20 protein-coding genes are annotated in these 18,327 nt (G+C 59.5%); 12 read left to right on the top strand and 8 right to left on the bottom strand.

Going from position 1 to position 18,327, the window contains the following annotated elements:
• The first annotated feature begins 48 nt into the window (after window positions 1-48).
• Genes lepA through J2S31_RS03470 form a run of 3 tightly spaced genes read left to right on the top strand, consistent with a single transcriptional unit; the run spans window position 49 to window position 3,266 of the window.
• On the top strand, window positions 49-1,851 hold the full coding sequence (gene lepA / locus J2S31_RS03480) for a translation elongation factor 4 (RefSeq protein ID WP_237097673.1): 1,803 nt from the start codon (window positions 49-51) through the stop codon (window positions 1,849-1,851).
• The gene (gene lepB / locus J2S31_RS03475; protein ID WP_237097672.1) at window positions 1,841-2,569 is read left to right on the top strand and encodes a signal peptidase I; all 729 of its coding nucleotides are present in this window, start codon (window positions 1,841-1,843) and stop codon (window positions 2,567-2,569) included. Before lepA ends, lepB begins: the two co-directional genes overlap by 11 nt.
• A gap of 13 nt (window positions 2,570-2,582) precedes the next feature.
• The gene (locus J2S31_RS03470) at window positions 2,583-3,266 is read left to right on the top strand and encodes an HAD family hydrolase (protein ID WP_237097671.1); all 684 of its coding nucleotides are present in this window, start codon (window positions 2,583-2,585) and stop codon (window positions 3,264-3,266) included.
• A 73-nt stretch (window positions 3,267-3,339) separates the two neighbouring features.
• Here the strand turns inward: J2S31_RS03470 and J2S31_RS03465 are convergent, their stop codons facing one another.
• Together J2S31_RS03465 and J2S31_RS03460 are read right to left on the bottom strand one after the other, a co-directional pair.
• A complete protein-coding gene (locus J2S31_RS03465; RefSeq protein WP_237097670.1) occupies window positions 3,340-3,513 on the bottom strand; it encodes a hypothetical protein in 174 nt (57 codons plus the stop codon).
• Window positions 3,514-3,553: 40 nt separating this feature from the next.
• Window positions 3,554-4,006, bottom strand: a complete 453-nt coding sequence (locus J2S31_RS03460; RefSeq protein ID WP_237097669.1) for a DUF4399 domain-containing protein — start codon at window positions 4,004-4,006, stop codon at window positions 3,554-3,556.
• A gap of 353 nt (window positions 4,007-4,359) precedes the next feature.
• On the opposite strand from J2S31_RS03460, the gene J2S31_RS03455 reads away from it, so the two are divergent.
• Window positions 4,360-5,226 (top strand): phosphodiester glycosidase family protein, encoded by an 867-nt coding sequence (locus J2S31_RS03455; RefSeq protein ID WP_237097668.1) that lies wholly within the window; start codon window positions 4,360-4,362, stop codon window positions 5,224-5,226.
• 7 nt (window positions 5,227-5,233) lie between these two features.
• Window positions 5,234-5,602 (top strand): winged helix-turn-helix domain-containing protein, encoded by a 369-nt coding sequence (locus J2S31_RS03450; protein ID WP_237097667.1) that lies wholly within the window; start codon window positions 5,234-5,236, stop codon window positions 5,600-5,602.
• Window positions 5,603-5,624: 22 nt separating this feature from the next.
• On the opposite strand, the gene J2S31_RS03445 is transcribed toward J2S31_RS03450, so the two are convergent.
• From J2S31_RS03445 to J2S31_RS03435, 3 genes are read right to left on the bottom strand one after another with little or no spacing between them, the layout of a single operon-like run.
• Window positions 5,625-6,743: a class I SAM-dependent methyltransferase gene (locus tag J2S31_RS03445; RefSeq protein ID WP_237097666.1), complete on the bottom strand. Its 1,119-nt coding sequence runs from the start codon at window positions 6,741-6,743 to the stop codon at window positions 5,625-5,627.
• 33 nt (window positions 6,744-6,776) lie between these two features.
• Entirely contained in the window at window positions 6,777-8,303 is a 1,527-nt protein-coding gene (gene hutH / locus J2S31_RS03440) for a histidine ammonia-lyase (RefSeq protein ID WP_237097665.1), read from the bottom strand.
• 19 nt (window positions 8,304-8,322) lie between these two features.
• Window positions 8,323-8,688, bottom strand: a complete 366-nt coding sequence (locus J2S31_RS03435; RefSeq protein WP_237097664.1) for a hypothetical protein — start codon at window positions 8,686-8,688, stop codon at window positions 8,323-8,325.
• 153 nt (window positions 8,689-8,841) lie between these two features.
• Here J2S31_RS03435 and tyrS point away from each other — a divergent pair, with 153 nt between their 5' ends.
• Window positions 8,842-10,047, top strand: a complete 1,206-nt coding sequence (tyrS, locus tag J2S31_RS03430; protein WP_237097663.1) for a tyrosine--tRNA ligase — start codon at window positions 8,842-8,844, stop codon at window positions 10,045-10,047.
• A gap of 1 nt (window position 10,048) precedes the next feature.
• Here tyrS and J2S31_RS03425 read toward each other — a convergent pair whose 3' ends face one another.
• Window positions 10,049-11,077 carry a hypothetical protein gene (locus J2S31_RS03425; RefSeq protein ID WP_237097662.1) on the bottom strand — a complete coding sequence of 343 codons (1,029 nt, stop codon included), beginning with the start codon at window positions 11,075-11,077 and terminating at the stop codon, window positions 10,049-10,051.
• Between the two features lie 356 nt (window positions 11,078-11,433).
• Here J2S31_RS03425 and rpmH point away from each other — a divergent pair, with 356 nt between their 5' ends.
• The 6 genes from rpmH to J2S31_RS03395 all read left to right on the top strand — a co-directional run bounded on the left by rpmH (window position 11,434) and on the right by J2S31_RS03395 (window position 16,435).
• Entirely contained in the window at window positions 11,434-11,568 is a 135-nt protein-coding gene (gene rpmH / locus J2S31_RS03420; RefSeq protein WP_237097661.1) for a 50S ribosomal protein L34, read from the top strand.
• A 4-nt stretch (window positions 11,569-11,572) separates the two neighbouring features.
• On the top strand, window positions 11,573-11,917 hold the full coding sequence (gene rnpA, locus J2S31_RS03415; protein WP_237097660.1) for a ribonuclease P protein component: 345 nt from the start codon (window positions 11,573-11,575) through the stop codon (window positions 11,915-11,917).
• A 47-nt stretch (window positions 11,918-11,964) separates the two neighbouring features.
• Complete coding sequence (yidD, locus tag J2S31_RS03410; protein ID WP_237097659.1) at window positions 11,965-12,177, top strand: membrane protein insertion efficiency factor YidD; 213 nt, start codon at window positions 11,965-11,967, stop codon at window positions 12,175-12,177.
• A gap of 14 nt (window positions 12,178-12,191) precedes the next feature.
• Window positions 12,192-13,871 carry a membrane protein insertase YidC gene (gene yidC, locus J2S31_RS03405; protein WP_237097658.1) on the top strand — a complete coding sequence of 560 codons (1,680 nt, stop codon included), beginning with the start codon at window positions 12,192-12,194 and terminating at the stop codon, window positions 13,869-13,871.
• A 20-nt stretch (window positions 13,872-13,891) separates the two neighbouring features.
• On the top strand, window positions 13,892-15,268 hold the full coding sequence (gene mnmE, locus J2S31_RS03400) for a tRNA uridine-5-carboxymethylaminomethyl(34) synthesis GTPase MnmE (protein WP_237097657.1): 1,377 nt from the start codon (window positions 13,892-13,894) through the stop codon (window positions 15,266-15,268).
• 111 nt (window positions 15,269-15,379) lie between these two features.
• Entirely contained in the window at window positions 15,380-16,435 is a 1,056-nt protein-coding gene (locus tag J2S31_RS03395) for a sigma-54 interaction domain-containing protein (RefSeq protein ID WP_237097656.1), read from the top strand.
• A gap of 348 nt (window positions 16,436-16,783) precedes the next feature.
• Here the strand turns inward: J2S31_RS03395 and J2S31_RS03390 are convergent, their stop codons facing one another.
• On the bottom strand, window positions 16,784-16,987 hold the full coding sequence (locus J2S31_RS03390) for a hypothetical protein (RefSeq protein WP_237097655.1): 204 nt from the start codon (window positions 16,985-16,987) through the stop codon (window positions 16,784-16,786).
• Between the two features lie 357 nt (window positions 16,988-17,344).
• Window positions 17,345-18,196, bottom strand: a complete 852-nt coding sequence (locus tag J2S31_RS03385; RefSeq protein WP_237097654.1) for a flagellin — start codon at window positions 18,194-18,196, stop codon at window positions 17,345-17,347.
• Window positions 18,197-18,327: the final 131 nt, after the last annotated feature.

Here is an 18,327-nt window from a genome sequence, read left to right as displayed (position 1 = left end):
GCTACAATAGCGGGTCTGCTTCAGGCACACCCGAACCGTAATCCCGAAATGAATCAACAGCACGTACGCAATTTTTCAATCATCGCCCACATCGATCACGGCAAGTCCACCCTCGCGGACAAACTGATCCTGAAGACCGGTGCGCTCGAACAGCGCGTGTTCAAGGACCAGTACCTCGACAACATGGACCTGGAGCGCGAGCGCGGCATCACCATCAAGGCCCAGACCGTACGCCTGCCATACCGGACGCAGAAAGGTGACAACTACACCTTCAACATGATCGACACGCCGGGCCACGTGGACTTCTCGTACGAAGTGTCGCGCAGTCTCGCCGCCTGCGAGGGCGTCCTGCTGTTGATCGACGCGTCGCAGGGCATCCAGGCGCAGACCATCGCCAACGTCAACCTGGCCATGGCGGGCAACCTGACCATCATCCCGGTCATCAACAAGGTGGACCTGCCGAGCGCCGACCCCGACATGGTGCGCGAGCAGTTGGAAGACATCCTGCAGATCGACTCCACCGAGGCCATCCTCGCCAGCGCCAAGCAGGGCATCGGCGTGGACGAGATCATGGAGGCCATCGTCGAGCGCATCCCGCCGCCGAAAGGCGACCCGGATAAGCCGCTCAAGGCGCTTCTGTTCGACGCCTGGTACGATTTGTACAAGGGCGTGATGATCCTCGTGCGTGTGGTGGACGGGCACCTGAAAGAGGGCATGACCATCCAGATGATGGCTACCGGACACACTTTTGAAGTCGAAGAACTGGGCGCGTTCACCCCGGTCCCGAAGCGCATCGACAGCCTGAGCGCGGGCGAGGTCGGCTTCGTCATCGCCGGCATCAAGAAACTGGACGAGACCAAGATCGGCGACACCGTCACCGAATTCAAGAACAACTGTGCCCAGCCCCTGCCCGGTTACAAGGACGTCAAACCGATGGTGTTCAGCGGCCTGTACCCGATCGACGGCGACCAGTACGAAAACCTGCGCGACGCGCTCAAGAAACTGCGCCTCAACGACGCGTCGTTCACCTACGAGCCGGAGACCTCCGCCGCGCTGGGCTTCGGCTTCCGCTGTGGCTTCCTGGGGCTGCTGCACATGGAGATCGTGCGCGAGCGCCTCGAGCGCGAATACAACGTGGACCTGCTGACCACCGCGCCGACGGTGGTGTTTCACCTGAAGCCGGAACACGGCGAGACCATCATCATCGACAACCCGTCGAACCTGAAAAAGCAGGACCGCACCGACACCATTCTGGAGCCGTACCTGCTTGGCACCATCATCGTGCCCGACGAGTTTGTCGGGGTTGTCATGGGCCTGACGCGCGACCGCCGCGGCATTCAATTGAAAATGGAGTACCTGACGCCGAAGACCGTCATGCTTCAGTACGCCCTGCCCTTCAGCGAAATCGTGTTCGATTTCTTCGACCATCTGAAATCAGCGACCAAGGGCTATGCGTCGTTCGACTATGAATTTTTGGATTTCCGGGCGTCGGATTTGGTAAAGTTGGACATCCTGTTCAACGGGGAGACGGTCGATGCGCTGTCCATGATCGTCCACCGCGACAAGGCATATTACCGCGGCCGCGAACTGGTCAAAAAACTCAAGGAACAGATTCCCCGGCAAATGTTCGAGGTTGCCATCCAGGCCTCCATTGGCGGCAAGGTCATCGCTCGCGAATCCGTCAAAGCCCTGCGCAAAAACGTGCTGGCCAAGTGTTACGGCGGCGACATCACGCGCAAACGCAAATTGCTGGAAAAACAGAAAGCCGGGAAAAAGCGGATGAAGCAGATCGGAAAGGTGGAAATCCCGCAGGAAGCCTTTCTCGCGGTGCTGAGGACCGATGTCAAATAATACCGAACAGAATACGCAGGACCCGGCCCGCAACACCGCGGCCGCAAACGCCAAGCAGAAGAGCACGCTGAGGGAGTACACCGAGGCGATCGTCATCGCCCTCGTGCTGGCTCTGCTCATCCGCACTTTCATCGTGCAGGCGTTCAAGATTCCGTCCGGCTCGATGGAAGACACGCTCCTGATCGGCGACCACCTGCTGGTCACCAAGTTCAGCTACGGCATCCACATCCCGAACGAAATCCCGTTTGCCGGCATCCGTTTTTTTCCGGACGTTCTGTTGTTTCAGGAAGTACCGGAACGCGGCGACATCATCGTCTTCAAATACCCGATGGATGAGACCAAGGATTTCATCAAGCGCGTCATCGCCTTGCCCGGTGAGAAGCTGGAATTGCGCCACCAGCAGGTGTACATCAACGGCCAGCGGCTGGAAGAACCGTACGTGCACCACACGGAACCGCCCAGCCTGGAGCCGGTGCCGGAACGCGACGACCTGGGCCCCCTGCTGATTCCGGACGGCCACGTGTTCGTGATGGGCGACAACCGCGAGAACAGCCACGACAGCAGGAAATGGGGCTTCCTCGACCTCGACAAGGTGCGCGGTAAAGCGCAGTGGATCTACTGGTCCTGGAACGGGGACCGCGGCAGTGTGCGCTTCGACCGCATCGGCCTGTCCGTGTACGACCATGAACACACCGGGGCCGAACTGCCCCAACCCTAACGATTTTTATCAAGTGACCAACGACCTCAAAACCCGCATCGCCGACTTGACCCGAAAGTGCGAAGGCGTCATCCTCGACTTCGACGGACTGATCGCCGACTCGGAGCCGTTCCACTACAAAGCCTACAACACGGTGTTCGAACGCTACGGGCACAGCATCGACCCGGACGAATACTGGGTGGAATTCACATCAAAAGGCAAAGGCATTAAAGGCGAGATCGAGCGGTACGACCTGAAGCTGGACGTCACGCCGGAATCGATGCGGGAAGAGAAGTTCGAACTCTATTCGCAGTTCTGCAATAACGGCGACATCAAACTGTTTCCCGACGCCATCCGTTTCCTGGAAGCCGTGACCGCACGCTTCAAGGTGGCCATCGCATCAGGTTCCTGGGAGCACGACATCCGCGCCATTCTCGATCATGGCAAGGCGGGGCACATGGTGCAGACGATCCTCGGCAAATCCCCCGGCACCCGGCGGGAAAAACCGGCGCCGGACATCTTCCTGCAGGCGGCGGAGCAATTGGGCCTGAAACCGGAACGCTGTTTTGTGGTGGAGGATGCGCTCAAGGGATTGCAGGCCGCGAAAGACGCGGGCATGCCCTGCGTCATCGTGCTCAATCCGCTCAATCAAAATATCGACTTTTCAGGAGCCGATGTGGTGGTGTCCAGCCTGGCGGAGTTCCTCGACCACCTTTAAGTCAAAATCTGCGCACAAAAAAACGCGGAGGCATTTGCCTCCGCGTTTTATTTTTTGAAACGAACGGGCGCAATCAGTCCCGGTTGGTTTCCTTGATACCCAGCCGTTCGTAATCCTCCGCCGTCAACTGCTTGACATCGGAATACGAAGAAGAGCCTTCCGAAGAACTGTTGGACCCACCCGTGGAGGCGCAGCCAACCAGCATCAGAATGGCCATGATTGCAAAAATCCGTGCGAGAAGTTTCATGATCAGACTCCCAGAATTAACGATTTAATTTTTAAAGCAATTACTGAACAAACACTACAATTGAATCCGTAACCGGCGGGTCATAAGGAACATGATTCCCCTTGGCGAACAACGCCTGAATCCGGTGCATGCCGTCGGACAGCTCAATCGTTTTGCAGGTGGAGCCGTCACCCATGTGAATGTGGTTGCTGTCCTTCGGAATGGGCTGGCCGGCCGGCGGCAGATCGACATCGACGATCAGGTGATGATGGCCTTTGCCCTCGTTGACGCCGTTCTTGGCGGGCTCCACGGTGTAGCCGCTGGTTTCCAGGCAAACTTCCACCTTGTTATCCACGCTTTCAGCAGTTCGCGGTTTTACGATTTTAACGCCTTTTCCGTCGCCGGACACCCTGTCCATGGTGCCCGTATCGCCTCCTCCGGAACCTCCTTGCGCCGCACACCCTACCGAAAAAACCATAGCCGCCAAAATTCCGAAACGAACCGTTTTAATCATGATAGAGCACCCTTTCTTATATGGATAAGATTTATGTTCTGGGAGCCTGCCCGAAAAACGAGGCTCGATCAAATCGATATTTAGAAGTGAATTAGAATTCCAACGAAGTCACGTCATTATAAACAAAAACCATTCAAAATCAACCAACGCATCAAATAAATCCTTGAATTAAATAGATTATCGCTTTATTTAAAAAAGCTCGCGCGGCTTAAAACCCTCTAAAGGGGCCAGTTGAAAGAATCCGGCCCCACGCGAGGAACCCGTTGAAAGTTTGTTATAATTCAACGATCTGTTGGCAACTCCACCCGGCTTGCGCGGTTGGATAGAGGTTGAAACCCTGTGTTGGCGGATTCATGAAGTTCGGCACCCACACCCAGATCATCGGCGCGCTCCTGGTCTCCCTGGCATTGGGAGCCGCCTCCGCAACCCCCTCCGTCGGGAAAAATGGCGACCTCGTTCCCTGGGTGCAACTGGAGCCGGGCCTGCAACTGGGCACCTTCCTCGCTCCCCAAAAATCGATTGCCGGCGACTCGCTCGTGCGTGTGTTGCGCATCGATCCGGCGCGTTTCCGCTTCCGTCTGCTCAACGCCTCGGCGGACCAGAACAAACGCCGCTCCGCCCGTGAATGGTCGCAGGAACACCAGCTCGTCGCCGCCATCAACGCCAGCATGTATCAGGCCGACAACCTGACCAGCGTGTCGCTCATGCAAACCATCGGCCACGTCAACAACACCTGGTACTCGAAGGACCGCGCCCTGCTTGCGTTTCATCCCACAAAGCAAGGCCTGCCGCCGGTGCAGATTCTCGACCGCGACTGCCAGGATGTGGACACCCTGCGCGCGCGCTACCGCACGCTGATCCAGAGCATCCGCATGATATCCTGCGACGGGAGCAATGTGTGGCAACAGCAGGACCGCATCTGGAGCACCGCCGCGATTGGAACGGATGAAAACGGCCACGTCTTGTTCATGCACGTGCGCTCGCCCTACAGCACGCACGATCTCATCAATATCCTGCTGGAGCTGCCGATCCACCTGAAGCGCGCCATGTACGTGGAAGGCGGTCCGGAAGCACAGATGTTCATTCAATCAGGCGATCAGCAGATGGAATTTCTGGGCAGTTATTCCACGGGCTCGAACGAAAATGACGCCAACCTGATCGCCTGGCCGATTCCCAACGTGGTGGGAATCGAACGCGTTGCCACCACCGACTCACCCTGAGGTTGCCATGTCCGGACCGTCATCCAAGCCCGCGCAGTTGAAACCGCGTTTCCGCATCACCCTGCACGGCGAGATCGCGCTCGGCCCGGGCAAGGTGGACCTGCTGGAGGCCATCGGCCGCACGGGATCGATCTCCGCCGCGGCGCGGGAGATCGGCCTCAGCTACCGCCGGGCCTGGGGCATGGTGGACACCATGAATCAGTGTTTCAAAAAACCGCTGGTGGAGCGCAGTAAAGGCGGAGCCGGCGGCGGCGGTGCGGCCCTGACGGAACTCGGGCACAGCGTCGTCGAACACTACCGCGCCATGGAAACCAAAGCTCTCAAAACCGTGCAGGCGGACTGGAAAGCCCTGCACAAAAACCTCAACACAAAGTGAGAGCCGCTTCCGTCCCCGGCAGTCACATCACCTTTTCGGCGACGATCTCGAATCCCAGAAACTGAAGCGACAGGGTGTCTCCGGGATAATAACTGTACGCATCCGTTTCGTCGAAGAACTCGTGGAACTCAAAGTCTTCCACCACGAACCCCGCCTCGCGCACATCCTCGACCAGGTTGTGGCAGAACTTGTCCTCGATGTCCACCAGCGTCTCCAGGTAACCCGGCATCAACTTGTCGCGGTACTCCGGTTTCTGTGCTTCCTTTAAAATCTGGTACTCCAGATCCGTGTCCACGATCATCATCCGCCCGCCCGGCTTCAACTGCCTGAGCGCCCATTTCAGAAACGCACGGCGGTCTTCCCGTTGCAGGTGATGCAGGAACTTGCTGACCTGCATCCAGCCGAACCGGGGCGCTCCGTCCACGCCATCGGGAAACCGCGCGTCCACGATCTCCACGTTCTTCTTGCCGATGCAGTCGCGGTAATGCGTGAGCGCCTCGATGATGAACGGCATCGAATCACTGAGGTAGAGCGGCGCCCGGTCCTCCGGCCAGTCGTGCAGGATGCCGAATCCCGTCAGTCCCGTCGCCACGTCCAGCACCGGTTCGTCGATCGGAGGAATGAGATCGGTCAGGCCCTGGTCCCACGGAAAGTTTTCGGTGAGCACGAGATAGGTGCTGTAGCTCTCCGCCAGAAGCCGCACCACCACCGGGTCTTCCGCCAGATCCCGGTCGTGGCGGATGGCGTGCGCCAACGAACGGAACAGGAACTCCATCTCGTGGTTCATGTCCTCGTCCGAAAGGTTGCGCAGAGGCGCATTACGGTCGGCGCGCCGGTTGCCGTCGATATGATCCAGGTTCAGAAACACCATCGGCCGCTCGTGCTGGACGTAAACGAGGTCGGCGAGGTCGATCATGATTTCCGGATAGGCGTAACGCAGGATCAGGTTGAAGCACTGCTGTTGGTGGCGGCCCGACTCGTTGTCACGAAAACCGATGTGCCGGTTGAGGTATTCGAACAGCTCCACCACGCGACGGTTGAGTTCCGGTGCGGACGAATGTTGCAATCCAAAATACACACGGCCGGTCTCCGTCACCAGCGGCAGGCGGTCCGGGCCGGTTTCAAACACGGGTGTTTCCATGCGGGCGAGTCCTAAAATAAATAACGCGAACCATCAACGTAGTGGACCGGTGACTTTCTCCACCGCGTCCAGAATTTCATCACTGTCGATCAGGCGCGCCACGGTTTCAATGTCCGGATTCAGTTCGCGGTCGGCGTCCATATGTGAAACGTGTTTGCGCAACGCCTGGTAAGCCGCCAGCGTGCCCTGCCCCGGCTTGAGGTTGGTGAACAGGTCCATCGCCTGCGCCCCGCACAACAGTTCGATGGCGGCGACGTACTTCAGGTTTTCCGCCACGTGCCGTGCCTTGCGCGCGCCGATGGTGCCCATGCTGACGTGATCCTCCTTGTTGGCGGAGGTGGGGATGGAGTCCACCGACGCGGGATGCGCCCACGCCTTGTTCTCCGACACCAGCGCCGCCGCGGTGTACTGCGCGATCATGAAGCCGGAGTGCAGTCCCCCGCCCTCGATCAAAAACGACGGCAGTCCGCTCAGGTTTGGATTCACCATGCGCTCGATGCGGCGCTCGGAAATGTTGGCCAGCTCCGCCAGGGCGATGGTGAGGAAATCCATCGCCAGCGCCACCGGCTGGCCGTGGAAGTTGCCACCGCTGAGCACCTGCCCGTTTTCGAATACCAGCGGGTTTTCCGTCGCCGAGTTCATCTCCGTCTCCAGAACACGCCGCACATGCGAAAGCGTGTCGCGCGTCGCGCCGTGCACCTGCGGCACGCACCGCAGGGAATAGGCGTCCTGCACGCGGTCGCAGTCCTTGTGTGAGGAGATGATCTCACTGTCGTCGGTGATCTTGCGCATGTTGGAGGCGGTGTCGATCTGCCCCGGATGCGGCCGGATATGATGAATGCGTTTATGGAACTGCGTGTTGGTGCCGAGCAGGACTTCGAGACTCATGGCGGCGGCGATGTCCATGACCTTCGCCAGCCTCGACCCCATGCACAGGGTGAGTGCGCCCAGCGCCGTCATCACCTGCGTGCCGTTGATGAGGGCGAGGCCTTCCCCTTCGGCGAGCGACACCGGCTCGATACCCGCGCGTTTCAGCGCTTCCGCGCCCTCCATCTCCTCGCCCCGGTACCGCGCACGGCCGCGGCCGATGAGCACCAGCGACAGGTGCGCCATGGGGGCCAGATCGCCGCTCGCACCGACCGACCCCCGTTCCGGCACCACCGGCACGACGCCCTTGTTGAACAGTTCCATCAATGTTTCCAGCGTGGACAGGCGCAGACCGGAATAGCCCTTGGCCTTGCTGTTCGCCATGAAGAGCATCGTCATGCGCACAACTTCGTCGTCGAACGCCGGACCCACCCCGGCGGCGTGGCTCCGCAACACATTATTCTGCAGGGCGCGCGCGTCTTCCGGCGGGATCACCACGTTGCTCAGCGCGCCGAAACCGGTGGTGACGCCATAGACGACCTTGCGCTCGCGCACGGCGGCATCGATCTGTTCGCGGGAATGGGTGACCCGGTTGCGGGCTTCCTTGGTGAGGGATAACGGCGTGCCGTTTGCGACGGCGCGGACGGCCTGCCCCAGCGTCAGGTTGTTGCCGTCCAGTTGCAGAGGTTCCATGGGCGCTCCCGTTCGGGCGTCAACGCCAGTTGAAGAACGCCCGGCACAGCATGTATAAGGCGGCGATGGTGGATGGCAGAACGTAGGGCACCGCCTCGAACGCATCGCCAGTGGTCAGGGTGTAGATGGAACCGGAAACGCGCACGGTATAGACGAAGATGAGGACGCCAACGAGTATCCGCCCACCCTTATATATAAAATACGACAGCGTGCCGAACAAAGCCAGCGCCAACGCCGTATACCCCGCACCCTCCGCAACGCTCAGGTTGAACGGCGGCAGAAACACGTACACCATGCCGACGTAATACAGGTTGAGCAGTAAAAACGCCCAGCCCGCCTGCCGGTATTTTTTCAGGTGCGATTCGGAAATCGGTTTTGCGGTCATACGGGTTGCATCGGTGACGGGGTTGCTTCCGGGCGCCCGGTGGAAGGACGGGCCGTCCAAAGGCGTTGCAGTGAAACCGGGGGTGTGCTAGCTTGCAACATTCCGGTTCCGTCCCGGGCCGGTCCCTTCCCATCCGTTTTACAATAGACCATCATGTTGCCAGTCGAAGAACAGTTGAAAGTCATCAAGCGGGGAGCGGTCGAGATCATCGACGAAAAAGAACTCGCCCGGATTCTGGAACGGTCCATTAAATCAGGCAAGCCCCTGCGCGTCAAGGCCGGGTTCGATCCCACAGCACCCGACCTGCACCTCGGCCACACGGTGCTCCTGCAGAAGATGAAACACTTCCAGGAACTCGGCCACGAGGCGGTGTTTCTGATCGGCGACTTCACCGGCATGATCGGCGACCCGACGGGCAAATCCGAAACGCGCAAGAGCCTGACCGCCGAAGAGGTCGCGGACAACGCCAGGACCTACCTCGAGCAGGTGTACAAGATCCTCGACCGCGAACGCACCACCGTCATGTTCAACAGCGAGTGGATGGGACCGTTCACCGCCACCGACCTGATCAACCTCGCCGCCAAATACACCGTGGCGCGCATGCTGGAGCGGGACGACTTCACCAAACGGCTCAATCAAAACCTGCCGATCTCCCTGCACGAGTTGATGTACCCGCTGGTGCAGGGCTACGACTCCGTCGCCATGAAAGCGGATGTGGAGCTGGGCGGCACCGATCAGAAATTCAATCTGCTGGTGGGGCGCGACCTGCAACGCGCTTACGGGCAGGAGCCGCAGGTAGTGCTGACCATGCCTCTGCTCGAAGGCACCGACGGCGTGCAGAAGATGAGCAAAAGCCTCAACAACGCCATCGGCATCCTGGAACCGCCGGGCGACATCTTCGGCAAGGTCATGTCCATCTCCGACGACCTCATGTGGCGCTACTACGAACTGCTGAGCGACTTGGGTGTGCAGGAGTTGGAGGCGTTGAAGAAAAGAGGCGAGACGGAAAACCCGCGCGACATCAAGATCGAACTGGCGCACGAGCTGGTGGCGAAGTACCACTCAAAAGAAGATGCCGACCGGGCAGTGGAAGAGTTCAGGAATGTGTTCAGCAACAAAAACCTGCCGACGGACATTCCCACCGTGCCCGGCTGGGGCGACGAAGCACGGGAGATCGCCAGCGTGCTCGCCGGTTATGAGTTGTGCAAAAGCACTTCCGAGGCAAGGCGCCTCATCAAGCAGGGTGCCGTCACTGTAGACGGCGAACGCGTCTCCGACGAAAAAATGCAGTTGGCGGGCAACCGCGAAACCCTCATCAAGGTCGGTAAGAAACGCTTTCTGAAAATCGCCGCGCCCTGATTCAGCGCTTCGAGCGGACCTTGTGTCCGGGCAGAAGCGGTTCGGTCTGGTTGACCACCACGGCGGTGGCGCTGTGTTCCTGGGTGGAAAGCACCACCAGTTCGCCGATCACGTGCGGCGGCAGTTCATCCACGAACCATCCCTCACGCTCCGGCACGATGTACACTTCAAAGTGGTCGCCGATGGCCACGTTGTCCACCGCGCCCTTGTCGATGTACACTTCGTCTCCATACGAACTGAACACACTGCTGGTGCGGTCGTTGGCCACGAGAAAACCCTTAATGTCCTTGGCCTGAGGCTGATGACTGATCTTGATCATTTCCGGTTTTTCACGCGGCATCGGCACCAGCCAGTCACCGACCTGCACGGCGTGAAAGCCTTCAATGACTTTCAATTTGGCAACCCGTCCTTCTTCCGCCAGGTCCACCACCTCCACAACGCCATTGATGGTGAACTTCAGGCCCACCGCATCCGGCCGCAACTCAATGGAATAGGCAAACTCACCGTCGTAACCGAAATCCAGCGAATTGACTTCGCTGGTGTCGGTGATGCCGAAGGTGGTCTTGGGATGACGCACCGTTTCATTGTTCACCACCACGCGGAAGCGGTCACCGACCTTCACGTTCACGCCGCCGTCTTCCACCTCTTCAAACTCTGCGAAGATGAACTGGACCGGGCTGAAAGCGATGTGATGCCGCATGCCCTGGATCACCTCACCGACGGGCTCCACTTCCTCCCCGACGTGTCCCATGCGAAAATAGGTGGGGTAGGTGACCCAGGTGTCCGTCTTTTTGCCAGGGACAACCCGGATTTCACGTTTCTTCTTCTTTGACGGCTGCTCGGATCCCGTCTGGCCGATCACCCCCCGCGACAACACCATGGGATAGACCGGATTCATTTTGGCGACCTGCACGCCATCGGCGGTGTGGGTGGATCCCGTATCGGAATCGGCCGCCCACGCGGGCGATCCATTCAGCATCAACCCTGCGGTCAGCAGAGCACTCCACAGAAATCGGGGTTTTGGGCACATGGGCGATCCCTTTCCAGAAAATTGATCCGGTGCAAACGGTTATTTCTAAACCCTTTGATATTGTTTGGGTTCTTCGTATTTTGGGGTGAAAACAGGATAGCAGAAATCCCAAATTTGTAAACAAAATAGTTTCCACAACCATCCTGTTTTCAATTATATATAAGGGGCCTCCGCGTCAGGCCGGGGGTTTCCCGGTCGGGTGGCGGTAAAAACCTTGGTTTCATTTGGATTTCCCTTGACAAAGTCGCCGGGCCAATGGAATAATCATTGCCAACTCCCGAGTGCCTCGCAGAATATCATAATCAATTAAAAAATAAGGGATTACGCAGGCAACACTGTCCTGCCGAACTGCTGTCATGAAACGAACCTATCAACCGAAAAATCTCAGAAGAAAACGCACCCACGGTTTCCGGGCCCGGATGGCCACGGTGGGAGGTCGGCGGGTGCTGGCCAGCCGCCGTCGTAAAGGACGCAAGCGCCTGACCGTGTAAGGGCATGCCGGACCGATCCTTTCGCAAGCACGAAAGACTGCTGCACCGACCCCAGTTCAAAAAAATCATGGCCGAAGGCCGCAAGCAAAGAGTGGAGGATCTCTGCACTCTTTTTTATTTGCCCAACGGTTTGGGCCACAATCGGCTGGGCATCATTGCCTCGAGGAAAATCGGCAATGCGGTGGCCCGCAACCGGGCCAAGCGCAAGATCCGCGAGGTCTTCCGGCATCACAAACAGGCCGGCCCGGCGGGCATGGACATCGTGGTGGTCTCCGGCAGAAACCTGGTCCCCCTGCCCTGCACGAAACTGGAAACCAAACTGGCCAATACCTTGCGCAGGATGAAATAACCCATCGGCAACCCGTCGGTCTCCTTCCCGGCTCAGCGAAAACCATCATGATTCGATACCTGTTCAAACAGTGCATTCGCGGATACCAGATCGGCATCGCTCCGTTTCTGCCGCCGGCCTGCCGGTTTCATCCCACCTGCTCGGAATATGCATGCCAGGCGCTCGACCGCCTGCCGCTGTTCACGGCCGCATGGCGCATTGTCGCCCGTCTTTCAAAATGTCACCCGTTCCACGAGGGCGGGCACGACCCGGTCCGTTAAGCGGAGGTTGAATCTTGGAAAACCGATTGCTTCTCGCTTTTGTTCTGTCGCTGGGGGTGTTCGTTGTCTGGGGATGGGTCATGGCCCAGTTCCAGCCACCACCGGAACAGCAGGCAAAGAAATCCGAGAAAACACAGCAACAGAAAATCCAGCCATCGCAAACCGGAACAAAAACGCCGGACGCCGTGCAACCGCCCGCAGACACGCAGGAAAGCGGCGCGATGGAGATGCCGTTCGGCCAGGACACGGAAGCTTTTCCCGATACCGGCACGACCACGCAAATCTCTTCCCAGCCCGGGGAAACCGTCGAGGTGAAAACGGAGCTGGTGACCTACCGCTTCTCGACCAAAGGCGGGGTGCTGACGCACGCGCTCCTGCATAAAAACAAGAACCCGGAAGGCGAGCCGCTGAACCTGGTACGCCATCCGGAAGGATCGCTCTACCCGCTCACCGTCATCACTGGCGAGCCGCAGTTGGACCCGATCCTGTTAAACGGTCATTTCGAGCCGTCTCAAAAATCGCTGACGCTGACCAAGGACAAACCGCAGGGCGAGATCACTCTGCACCTCAAAGATGAGTCCGGGCTGGAAGTGGTGCGGCACCTCACGTTTGAATACGGCAAGCCCATGTTCAAGGTCCGCACGCAAATGCGCGCGCCGCCTTTTGCCGACAAAAACATCAAGTACGCCGTGATCTGGGGACCCGGCATCGGCGGCGCAGACACCGCGGGTCCCAACTACATCTCCTTTTCCGGCCCCACCACCTTCGTCAACAACAACCGCGTCGAAAACCCCGCCGAAGACATGACCAACACCGTCACCCACAAGGGCGACCTGGTGTGGACTTCGTTCCAGAACAAATATTTTGCCGCCGCGCTCATTCCCGAAAAGGGAGTGCAATCGGCGTTCGTACAAAAAGTCGACGACAGCACGCAGTACGTCGGGTTGAATTTCGAGACGGTGCAGGCCGCCTCCTCCGCCACCTACCAGGTGTACGTCGGCACCAAGGAGCTGGAACTGCTGGAAAGCCTCGGCCACAAGCTGGTGCGGTTGATCGATTACGGCTGGTTCGGCAACAAGTTCGCATTCCTTGTCAAACCGATCCTGAAGTGCCTCAACTTTTTTTATGACTTGCTCGGCAACTACGGCTGGTCGATCATCCTGCTCACGTTCGTCATCAAACTGCTGTTCTTCCCGCTCACGCACAAGAGCTTCAAGTCGATGAAAGGCATGCAGAAGATCCAGCCTTACGTCAAAGTCCTGCAGGAACGCTACAAGGACGACCGGCAGAAAATGAACGAGGAGATGATCGGCCTCTACCGCAAGCACAAGGTGAACCCGCTGGGTGGCTGTCTGCCGATGCTGTTGCAGATTCCGGTGTTCATCGCGCTCTACCACGCGCTGTTTTTCTCCATCGAACTGCGCGGCGCGCCGTTCATCCTGTGGATTCATGACCTGTCGCAAAGCGACCCGTACTTCGTGACGCCGGTGCTCATGGGCGCGACCATGTACCTGCAACAGAAACTGACGCCGACGGTGGCCGATCCCGTTCAGCAGAAAATCTTTCTCATGATGCCCCTACTCTTCACGTTCCTGTTCATCACGTTCCCGGCGGGGCTGGTCGTTTACTGGACCGTGAACAACCTCCTCACCATCTCCCAGCAGTACTACATTTATCACGTCGCCAAAGACTGACCGTTTTTGGAGGGGCCGTCATGGATGACACCATCGCCGCCATCGCCACACCGCTGGGAGAGGGAGGCATCCACATCGTCCGCATCAGCGGCAAAGACGCCTGGCCTCTCGCCCGCAAACTGTTCCGCGCCGCACCGCCTGCGGCGACCGACTCCATCCCCCCGCTCAAAGCCGCGTTCGGCCACATCATCGATCCCGAAACACAACGCGTGCTCGACGAAGTCCTGCTGATCCGCTTCGAGGCACCGCGCAGTTACACCTGCGAGGACGTGGTGGAGATTCACGGACACGGCGGCGCGTTCGTCGCCGCACGCATCCTGCAAAGTGTCTTGGATGCCGGGGCGCGCCTCGCCCAGCCCGGCGAGTTCACCCGCAGGGCGTTTTTGAACGGCCGCCTCGACCTCACCCAGGCCGAAGCGGTGGCCGACCTCATCCATGCCGCATCGGACAAGGCCCTCACCTCCGCCGTCTCCCAACTGCAAGGCAAACTGTCTGAAACATTGAACGGGTTGTACGACCGCCTGCTCGCCGTGCTGGCGCAACTGGAAGCGGCGATCGACTTTCCCGAAGAGGGATTGGAGTTCGAACGCAAGCAGGCGATGGCGGAGCAGGTGCGCGCCGTGCAGAAAGAGATCGATGCCCTCATCGCCACCTTCCGCGCCGGGCGCATCTACCGCGAGGGATGGAACGTCGCGCTGGTGGGCAAACCCAACGCCGGCAAATCGAGCCTGCTCAACGCCCTGCTGAAAGAAGACCGGGCGATTGTCACGCCACATCCCGGCACCACGCGCGACGTGCTGGAAGAACGCGTGCGCATCAAGGACCTGCATCTCAACATCGTGGACACGGCGGGCATCCGGCACCAGCCGGAAGAAATCGAGGAGGAAGGCATCCGCCGGACGCGCCGCGCTTTGCAACGGGCGGATCTCGCACTGGTGGTGCTGGACGCATCCCTGCCGCTCGACGGCAACGACGCCATCCTGCTGGATGAAGTGAAAGACAAGCCGCGCCTCCTTCTGCTCAATAAAAGCGACCGGCCTCAGCAACTCGACACCGGGGCGCTGGCGCAAACGTTTCCCGGCGAGACGCCGCTCAAAATCTCAGCCACCACCGGCGCGGGGCTGGACGCGTTGATCGACTGCCTGCACACACGCATGCTGGAGGGCGTGCCTTCCGGCGAAGGCGCGGTCATCACCCGCGAGCGTCACCGGGCCGCGCTGGCCAACGCCAGGGACGCGCTGGCCAACGTGGTGCAGTCGCTGGACAGCGACCTGTCTGAGGACCTCGTCGCCGTGGACCTCAACACCGCACTCGAACACCTGGGCGGACTGCTCGGCAAAACCTTCGTCGAGGACCTCCTCGACCAGATTTTCGACGACTTCTGCATCGGCAAGTGACCTCCCAAAAATACCCATAAAAATCAATCGGTTATAAAAATTTCGTTAAAAAACCAACATTTTTCGACAAATTTTTGACAAAGCGAAATTTTTATATAAAATATTGGATTTATGGGGCTTGAACTAAAAAACGATTCCTACCACCTGATCGGCAACAGCGGCGCCATTTCCGCGGTTTACGACCTGATCGAGCGCGCCGCCGACTCCAACTCCACCGTCATCATCACCGGCGAAAGCGGCACGGGCAAGGAGCTGATCGCCCGCGCCCTGCACCACAACAGCAACCGCAAGAGCAAGCCCTTCGTGCCTGTCAACTGCGGCGCCATCCCGGGGGAGCTGTTGGAAACGGAACTGTTTGGACACGAGAAGGGCGCGTTCACGGGAGCCGTCAACCACCGCGTCGGGCGCATGGAACTGGCGCAGGACGGCACGGTGTTCCTCGATGAAATCGGCGACATGCCCGCACTGCTCCAGGTGAAGCTGCTGCGCGTGCTGGCGGAAAGCGAGATCGACCGCGTCGGCGGAAGCCGGCCGATCAAGATCGACGTGCGCGTCATCGCCGCCACCCACCGCAACCTGGAAGACGCCATTCAGCAGGGCAAGTTCCGCGAGGACCTGTTCTACCGGCTGAACGTCATTCCCATCTCCCTGCCGCCGCTCCGCGAGCGCAAGGAGGACATTCCCTTACTGGTCAACCATTACCTGAAACGGTTCAACGAGCAGAAGGGGAAAAGCGTCACCGGCATCAGCGATGCGGCGATGGAAATCCTCTGCCGCTACCCGTGGCCGGGCAACATCCGCGAACTTGCCAATTTCATGGAACGCATGGTGGTGCTGAGCACGGCCAGCACGCTGACGCCGCGCGACCTGCCGGAGAAGGTTTTGGGCGATGTGCCGCGCGAGCAGTGGGAACCTTTGGTGCAGGCCGAACCCACCGAAACCCCCGCCGAATTCCTGCGCAACTCCATGAACTCGTCCTACTGCGTCGGCATCCCGGACGAAGGCATCAACCTGAAAAAGATGGTGGAGGAGTTCGAGAAGGAACTGATCGTGGAAGCTCTGGAGAAAACCAACTGGGTGAAGAACAAGGCCGCCACCCTGCTTGGCCTCAACCGCACTACGCTGGTCGAAAAACTCAAGAAGATGAACATCCAGCGCGAAGACTAGCCCGGCCCGGACCTCGTCCGGAGGAAGCTGGGTAATGCGTTGTGAGCGAACGAAGGTCGAAGGGCCCGTTCCGAAGCAAACCCATCCAGCGCGAAGACTAGCCCGGCCGGACCTCGTCCGGAAGAAGCTGGGTAATGCCCGGTGGGCGAACGAGGGTCCGAAGACTCGTTCCATGCCTTATCCATCCCAGAGAAAAGACCCACACCGCCGGACCCGGCGGTCCGCACAGCCTGCCGTCACCCAGAAGGCCGGGGGTTCTCCCTGAACGAAAAATCGAGTGAAGCGAAAAAGGAAGTGGTGCGGCCGTGCGCCCTATGAGGGGGCTCGCCGCAAGAGGGGAAAACCGCGTCAGCCTTCGATGCGGGCGTAAGCCAGGTCCTTGGCGATGCGGATGGCCTCTTCCACAAATTGCTTGAAGGCGCGGTCGGTGTCCTTGTGCTGGGTCTGCTTGACGATCTTCTCGCCGTTGGCGTCGATCACCAGGTCGAGCACATTGACGCCCGGGGTGACGTGGTGTTTGCGGATTTCAATTTTGATGGTGTTGACTTCCATTACTGGTCTCCGGAATTGGGCTGAGTTTCTTTGGAATCAAGGGATTTAAGTACCATTTCAGGAAGCAGGAATCAAGCGCAAATTCCGGTTAGCCCACACGGGAGCGCGGCAGGCCCTTGAATTGAGCCTGCAAAGCAACGGTTGCCTGTGAAGCCCCACCCGTTGCCTGCGGGCGCTGGCCCGGTTGCCCTCGGCTCAGCCGGGCCCATCTTCTCTCTCGGGGGTGTTCATTGGAATGGGCCCTTCGGCCTTCGTTCGCTCACAACGCATTACCCAGCTTCCTCCGGACGAGGTCCGGGCCCACAGACCGTCGTTCGCCCACCGGGCATCACCCGGTTGCCTCCCGGCTCAGCCGGGTCAGGTATTGATATTGAGCAGGCGGCCGACGCGGTTTTCGTTGGACCGGTTCTGGATGCCGAGCGAACGGATGGATGTCTCCAGCCGGGTGAGTTCCTGGGTCAACTGGGAGATCGCCCGCGCAATGTCGGTGCCCGCGATCTCCTCCTCCGCCGCCGCGAGGTTGACGATGGTTTCGCGCGTGACCCCGGCGGTGGCGGCCAGCCGGTTGGACACCGAGCCCACGTTGGCGCGGGTCTGGTTGATGGTGCCCAGCGCGGTGTCGATGCTGCCGATCGCCGTGAGCGCATTGTTCACGGTGGTGACGTCCAGCCCGGCGAGGCCCAGCGTCGCGGTGTCCGTCGCTTCGATCACGTTCAGGTTGATCTGGTTTTCCGGCCCGCTCCCCGAACCCACCTGGATGTTCACCTGGTTGGGGGATCCCGGCGCGAGGTCGCCGTTCAACAGGTTCTGGCCATTGAACTCCAGCGATTGCGAGATGCGGTCGATCTCGCTCAACACCTGCTGGAATTCGGTATTGATGATACCGCGTTCGGTATCGCCCAACGTGCCGTTGCTGGCCTGCACCGCAAGCTCCCGTGCCCGCGCGGCAAGGTCATTGACGGTCGCCAGCCCGCCTTCGGCCACGTTGATGAAGTTGGCCCCCGTCTCGATATTCCTGCTGGACTGAGACAGGGCGCGGATTTCCGCATTCAGCCGGTCGGACAGGGCCAGTCCCGCCGGGTCGATGCCCGGACGGACAATGCGGTTGCCCGAGGCCACCTGCGCCAGCGTGGTGCGGAGGCCCGACTGGTTGCGCTGAATCAGGTTCAGCAAAAGGCGGGTGGTTTCCGGATCGATGGAACTGGCCATGGCTCGTTCTCCCACGAGGATGCTTCACGCCGCTCCCCGCAAAAACTTTTGACATTATTACCAAAGTTAATAATATTGAGGCAGGTTGTCAAATTCGCCGCCCCAAAGCGGCGTCTTCCGCCTCCGGTCAC

The organism is Nitrospina gracilis Nb-211 (genome assembly GCF_021845525.1).
Classification (GTDB): Bacteria; Nitrospinota; Nitrospinia; order Nitrospinales; family Nitrospinaceae; genus Nitrospina; species Nitrospina gracilis_A.
The sequence above is the reverse complement of the archived record's forward strand: the minus strand, read 5'-3'. Positions and strand labels throughout refer to the sequence as shown.

Excerpts from the sequence above, each read along its gene's own strand:
- J2S31_RS03455 (WP_237097668.1), top strand. The coding sequence starts at position 4,360 with ATGAAGTTCGGCACCCACACCCAGATCATCGGCGCGCTCCTGGTCTCC.
- rnpA (WP_237097660.1), top strand. The coding sequence starts at position 11,573 with ATGCCGGACCGATCCTTTCGCAAGCACGAAAGACTGCTGCACCGACCC.
- yidD (WP_237097659.1), top strand. The coding sequence starts at position 11,965 with ATGATTCGATACCTGTTCAAACAGTGCATTCGCGGATACCAGATCGGC.
- J2S31_RS03435 (WP_237097664.1), bottom strand. The coding sequence starts at position 8,688 with ATGACCGCAAAACCGATTTCCGAATCGCACCTGAAAAAATACCGGCAG.
- lepB (WP_237097672.1), top strand. The coding sequence starts at position 1,841 with ATGTCAAATAATACCGAACAGAATACGCAGGACCCGGCCCGCAACACC.
- J2S31_RS03385 (WP_237097654.1), bottom strand. The coding sequence starts at position 18,196 with ATGGCCAGTTCCATCGATCCGGAAACCACCCGCCTTTTGCTGAACCTG.
- J2S31_RS03425 (WP_237097662.1), bottom strand. The coding sequence starts at position 11,077 with ATGTGCCCAAAACCCCGATTTCTGTGGAGTGCTCTGCTGACCGCAGGG.
- hutH (WP_237097665.1), bottom strand. The coding sequence starts at position 8,303 with ATGGAACCTCTGCAACTGGACGGCAACAACCTGACGCTGGGGCAGGCC.
- J2S31_RS03445 (WP_237097666.1), bottom strand. The coding sequence starts at position 6,743 with ATGGAAACACCCGTGTTTGAAACCGGCCCGGACCGCCTGCCGCTGGTG.
- J2S31_RS03390 (WP_237097655.1), bottom strand. The coding sequence starts at position 16,987 with ATGGAAGTCAACACCATCAAAATTGAAATCCGCAAACACCACGTCACC.
- tyrS (WP_237097663.1), top strand. The coding sequence starts at position 8,842 with ATGTTGCCAGTCGAAGAACAGTTGAAAGTCATCAAGCGGGGAGCGGTC.
- rpmH (WP_237097661.1), top strand. The coding sequence starts at position 11,434 with ATGAAACGAACCTATCAACCGAAAAATCTCAGAAGAAAACGCACCCAC.
- J2S31_RS03450 (WP_237097667.1), top strand. The coding sequence starts at position 5,234 with ATGTCCGGACCGTCATCCAAGCCCGCGCAGTTGAAACCGCGTTTCCGC.
- J2S31_RS03460 (WP_237097669.1), bottom strand. The coding sequence starts at position 4,006 with ATGATTAAAACGGTTCGTTTCGGAATTTTGGCGGCTATGGTTTTTTCG.
- J2S31_RS03395 (WP_237097656.1), top strand. The coding sequence starts at position 15,380 with ATGGGGCTTGAACTAAAAAACGATTCCTACCACCTGATCGGCAACAGC.
- mnmE (WP_237097657.1), top strand. The coding sequence starts at position 13,892 with ATGGATGACACCATCGCCGCCATCGCCACACCGCTGGGAGAGGGAGGC.
- J2S31_RS03465 (WP_237097670.1), bottom strand. The coding sequence starts at position 3,513 with ATGAAACTTCTCGCACGGATTTTTGCAATCATGGCCATTCTGATGCTG.
- lepA (WP_237097673.1), top strand. The coding sequence starts at position 49 with ATGAATCAACAGCACGTACGCAATTTTTCAATCATCGCCCACATCGAT.